The organism is Mycobacterium helveticum, assembly GCF_007714205.1.
Taxonomy (GTDB): Bacteria; Actinomycetota; Actinomycetes; order Mycobacteriales; family Mycobacteriaceae; genus Mycobacterium; species Mycobacterium helveticum.
The window spans coordinates 1-4,824 of the sequence record NZ_VMQU01000215.1; the positions used below are offsets into that span (position 1 = coordinate 1).

Below are 4,824 nucleotides of genomic sequence, written 5' to 3' on the forward strand. Positions count from 1 at the left end.
GGCTCATCGCGATCCCGGCCCGACTGATCCGCCACGCCCGCACCCTCACCCTGCGACCCGCGTCCGGACACCGCGACCTGCTGTGCCACATCCTGGCCCGGCTGCGCGCCCTGCCCGCCCCCTGACCGCCGACCGAAACCGTTGCCGCGCACCGTCACCGACGCCGATACTCAGGCCCCACGTGCCCCGAACCCCCACAAACCCACAACGAAACGCGAACCGGGCGCAACCCGGCGAACGCGGATACCCTCCACCACAATCAAGATCATCCCAAGACCCCAAGATCAACTGCCCGGCTTAATCGCGGAATCGGGTCTGACGACATTTACCGCTGAGGATTCACCGCCACTTACCGCCGAAGATCACAGTTCAGCCCGGACTTCGCCCGGGCCCCATTCGGGAGGAACCGCTGTGGGTTGTCCGGGTCGGGCTTCGGCTTGGCCCTGCGCACCATGTTGCGGCCAGCGCCTCGCGCAGCCCCGGACGCGCCTGGTTGGCGCTGGTCAGACCGTTGGTCGACGGAGATCCGATTCGGCTTCACCCCCAGCGCCGTCAGCGCATCGCGTTGGACGGTGAGATCCTGGGCGTCGGTTGAGCATCGGGCGTACCCGACGAGCATTCGGGCCACCGGATGACTGTACCGGTCAGGCCACCATCACCAGGAATTATTGCGGGCGGGTGTTGTGGGATTTCGGATGTGGAAACGAACTGGGGCGTGGTGGCTGCCGGTGTGTGCGGTCAAGGCTCGGTTAGCGGGGCGGCAGGGACGCTTCGTTGAAATCGATGCCGAAGGTGTCATGTAGTCCATGCTGGCCGGCGTCGGTGATCTTCACGACGCGCGTTGAAGGTGAGCGTTGGATCCAACCGAGTTCGGTGAGCCGGTCGAGCAACCCGCGCCCGAGTGCTCCGGCGAGGTGGTGACGCTGTTCGGACCAGTCGATGCAATAGCGGATGAGCCGCCGCCGGGCCGGGACCTGCACGCCGAAGTCGGCGAGGAACTGCTGGCCGGCCGGGGTCAGGGTGTAGTCGACGTCATGGCCGTAGCCGATGCGGTGGTCGTCTCTGGCGCGTGTGGGGTCGAACGTGCCGTCACCGCCGGTGAGTTGGCTGCGTCCGATCATCGCGGCCATGAGGTCGACGCCGAGGCGGCCGGCGAGGTGGTCATAGCAGGTCCTCGCCTCCCGTAGCATGCGGGCGCGGACGCCTTGCCGCAGGGAACGCACCGGCGCGGCCGGGGCTAGCTGCTGTAGAGCCTCGATGAGACTCCCGACCGCGGGTCCGGCGAGGCGGTAGTAGCGGTTGCGGCCATGTGCTTCCACGGTGAGCAGGCCGGCGTCGGTGAGCTTGCGGAGGTGGCTGCTGGCGGTCGCGGCGGTGACGCCGGCTTCGCTGGCCAGTCGGCTGGCTGGCAGGGCGCGACCCTCGTCGAGGGCGAGCAGGATCTGGCAGCGTCTCGGGTCGGCAACCAGCGTCCCGACCGCAGCGATGTCCGCGTCCCCGCCGCCTTGCGTGCGGACTGGGGCGAGTTCGGTGGGTGGCTGGCGCATGCGATCAGGGTAGGCGCTGTTGATTCGACCGACGTCTAAGTATTGCGCCATTAGCGTGGGTGACATGGACACGATCAAGCGTAGTCAGGAGGCCGAGGCGTTTCTCGAGGCACGCCAACACACTGCTCCGGAGGTCGTGAGTGCCTGCGAGGGCTGGACCGCGCACGAGGTGACCGCTCACCTGGCCGCGGCCGCCGCCGAGGTCAGCCGGCACCTTGAGCCCTACCTGCAGGGTGAGCATGTTCCCGAGACCCGCAGCTTCGAGGAACGAGAACCGCCCTACCGAGCGCTGGACGACTCAGCCCTGCTCACCCGTCTTGAAGCCGAAGAGGCGAACCTGCGTGCCACGATCGCCACTGTGCTGGCTCGTGAGCCGGCCGCGGTCATCCCGTGGACCGGCCGGCAGATGCCGGTGGCGAAGTTCTTGCTGCACCTGCGCAATGAGTTCGCCATCCACCGGTGGGACTTCATCGGGGATGACGACACCAGCAATCAGCTGCTGGCCCAACCCGAGCTGACCGAGCACGCTGTCGGGGTGCTCGGCGAGATCCTGCTGCGCCGCGGCCGTCAGCACGATCCCCTCCCCGAGGAGGATTTCCACGTCCGGTTGCGCTCCGCCGCCACCGACCTTCGCGTCGTCGTGGAGGCAGGGCGGGCTCACCTGCAACAAACCGAGGAGCAGGCAGAAGAACCGTATGTCGAACTCGATGCAGCTGCCCGTACCCTGTTCATCTGGGGGCGCCGTCCCGGCCAGCGTGGCCGCATCCGCAGCCACCTCGCCCCAGAGGCACTCGCCCGGTTGCAAGCCTTGCTCTCCGGCTACTGATAGGCCCTTCATCGTCGAATACGGAGCGCCCCACGATCCGTAGGGTGCTCGACTTACGGCACCAAAGTCATCCCGACCACCTGGCGTGAAGCCGTCGCAGTGCTCGATGAGATCTTCGGCAACCCGACCGACCTAAGCGGGGATTTCGTGTCGCATGTGGACCCCGGCGCGGGGTGCTGGCCTCGCGGTGAGGCGGTCTTAGCGGTTTCTTCTTCCGAAGCGGCGGCGAAGTTGTGCGGAGGTAGGGAAGTTTTAGAGCGAGGGGGTCGGCTCGATCCGCAGAATCCGGATCTCACGCTCTGTTTCGGTGGTCCAGATGACAATCCAGTCGGCACCGAGGCCGGCGTCGACGGTTCGCGCCCAGGTGGTCGGTGTGGTTCCGAATTGGATCGCGCCGACGCGGTGTAGCTCGGGTGCCTGATCGAGGCGGCGTAGCACTGTCCCGACCGCGGCCCGGACTGCGCGCTCGTATGGCTTGTCGCTCGCGCACAGCGATTTCCACCGCTCCGCTGCTTCGGGGTCGAATGAGAGGGCCACGAGGTGTGCCGCCTTCCGGATGCGCCGGGAGCAGGCGCAGTGTATACCGTAAGGCCCCAATACCCGTAAGCCCATATGGACGATATGGGTATTGGCAATTTATACTGGCTTATGTGAGGCACACCGTACGGGCAGGCCCAGCGGCCAGGAGGGCCTGATCATGGACTTGATCGAAGTAGACAACCGCCGGCGGATCACGCTGCCTAAGTCGGCGCGCCATGACCTTTACATGGTCTCCACCAGCCCAGATGGCACGCTCACCCTTACGCCAGCGGTCGTGCGTCCGGCTCTCGAAGACGTCCTTCGCCAGCAGCCGGGCTACATCGAGCGCTTGGAACGGGACGCCGCGGACCCCAGTCGTGCCGTGCGGTTCACCGACTGGGAAAACCCCAACGCCTGATCGCCTAGCTGTGCTGTCTCACGAGATAATGCGGGCGGCGAGCGTGACCGTGCGCGTGGCTCAAATCAAAGTTCCAGGCTGTCACCGTCGACGCTTTGTTGCCGTTGGGCGGAGCGTTCGCTGGCCTGCCGGGTGGCGTTGACGAGGCGCTGGTAGGCTGCCTCGCGGCTGCGGGCTTGGGCGCTGTGTTGGCGCCAGTGGGCTTGGCGCGCGGAGCGCCGTTCGTCGTTGCGGTCCAGCAGCGCGCCGACAATGGCGGGCAGCAGCGCGCGGTCGGTGCGTTCGGCTTCGGCGTGCATGGTGCGCGGGCGGTCGTCGTTGGCCAGGATCATCCGGAAGTAGTGGGCTGCGGCGTATTTGTTGCCGCGCCGCAATTTGTGGATTTGGCCGCCGGCGGCCAGGTCGTTGTGTTCGTGGTCGGCTTCCCCGGTGATGGGCTGGTAGATGAAGGCGTGGTTTTCGTCTTTGCCGCGGGTCATGCCGACATACGCCATCGCGCGGCTGGCTTGGTCGCTGAGCACGGTGAAGCATGTGCCGCGGGCGGTGGCGTTGCCGACCGTGATGCCTTGGGCGGCGTGCACGGTGGTGGCGTAGCCCAAGGTGATGTGTTCGCGGCGATAGTCGCCTTCGAAGATCCCGCGGGCGCTGTCGGTGAGTCGTTCGGCGGCGATCTGCCCGGTTTCGGCGTCGACGAAGACCACCCGCCACCGGTTGCCGTTGCGGACCTGGTCGATACGCTCCCCGCGGCGGTGGCCGCGGCCGGGCCCGAGTTCAATGCTGGCGTCGTTGTTGCGGCTGATGATGATGTCTCTCCGGCACGGACATCTTGGTCGCGGGCCACCCGCACGGCGGGGGTCTCGGCGTCGGTGTAGGTGCGGTGCAGTCGCAGGTTGATGGCGTTCGGCAATGTCCCATTTGTCGCAGATGATTGCGGCGTCGTTGCCGTCGCGCCGCGCGCTGGTGTAGGCGTTGACTGCGTCATCGGCCATGGCGATCGGGTCCCCGGTGTGTAGCCGGTCGTGGTTGCGGTACCAGCCGACCGCTTTGCATAGCCGGTTTCCGTGTGCGCTGCGCAGCGCCAGCGAGGCGTCGCGTTCTTCGGCGTCCCGCATCCGCCACACCTCCGAGAGGCGCTGGCTCCAGGGCAGTTCGTCGCAGAGTTGTTCGAACATGCCGCCGCGCGCTTTGACCGGCGAGAGCTGGTAGGCGTCGCCGACCAGCACCATTTTGGCGCGCCCGTCCACCGCGCACGACAGCAGCTTTTTCAGCTCCGGGGTGCCCACCATGGACGCTTCGTCGACGACGATGACCTTGCGCGAGTCGATGCGCAACGCGTCATCTTCGATCATCTTCAGCGCTTTGGCGACTGTTAGACCCGAATCCGCGAGTAGTGCGCGCGGTGATGCGGCGGCGCTGTGATTTGTGTTGTGGGGTGTGGGTTTTGTGGGCTGGGCAGGGTGGTGGCCCGGGTGTCGCGCCGGGTTCGCGGGTTCCAGGTGGTCTGGGGGCTGGTG

The 4,824-nt window shown here is 66.7% G+C and carries 5 protein-coding genes; 2 read left to right on the plus strand and 3 right to left on the minus strand.

Features of this window, described 5'->3' with window-relative positions:
- Positions 1-349: 349 nt before the first annotated feature.
- Together FPZ47_RS30815 and FPZ47_RS26515 are read right to left on the minus strand one after the other, a co-directional pair.
- Positions 350-619, minus strand: coding sequence for a recombinase family protein (locus FPZ47_RS30815; protein WP_425461848.1), 270 nt, complete (start codon positions 617-619; stop codon positions 350-352).
- A gap of 130 nt (positions 620-749) precedes the next feature.
- Positions 750-1,547: an ArsR/SmtB family transcription factor gene (locus FPZ47_RS26515; RefSeq protein WP_144957101.1), complete on the minus strand. Its 798-nt coding sequence runs from the start codon at positions 1,545-1,547 to the stop codon at positions 750-752.
- Between the two features lie 64 nt (positions 1,548-1,611).
- On the opposite strand from FPZ47_RS26515, the gene FPZ47_RS26520 reads away from it, so the two are divergent.
- Complete coding sequence (locus tag FPZ47_RS26520) at positions 1,612-2,373, plus strand: maleylpyruvate isomerase N-terminal domain-containing protein (RefSeq protein WP_144957098.1); 762 nt, start codon at positions 1,612-1,614, stop codon at positions 2,371-2,373.
- A gap of 697 nt (positions 2,374-3,070) precedes the next feature.
- Positions 3,071-3,310: a hypothetical protein gene (locus FPZ47_RS26525; protein ID WP_144957095.1), complete on the plus strand. Its 240-nt coding sequence runs from the start codon at positions 3,071-3,073 to the stop codon at positions 3,308-3,310.
- A gap of 65 nt (positions 3,311-3,375) precedes the next feature.
- On the opposite strand, the gene FPZ47_RS26530 is transcribed toward FPZ47_RS26525, so the two are convergent.
- Complete coding sequence (locus FPZ47_RS26530) at positions 3,376-4,806, minus strand: AAA family ATPase (RefSeq protein ID WP_246133630.1); 1,431 nt, start codon at positions 4,804-4,806, stop codon at positions 3,376-3,378.
- Positions 4,807-4,824: the final 18 nt, after the last annotated feature.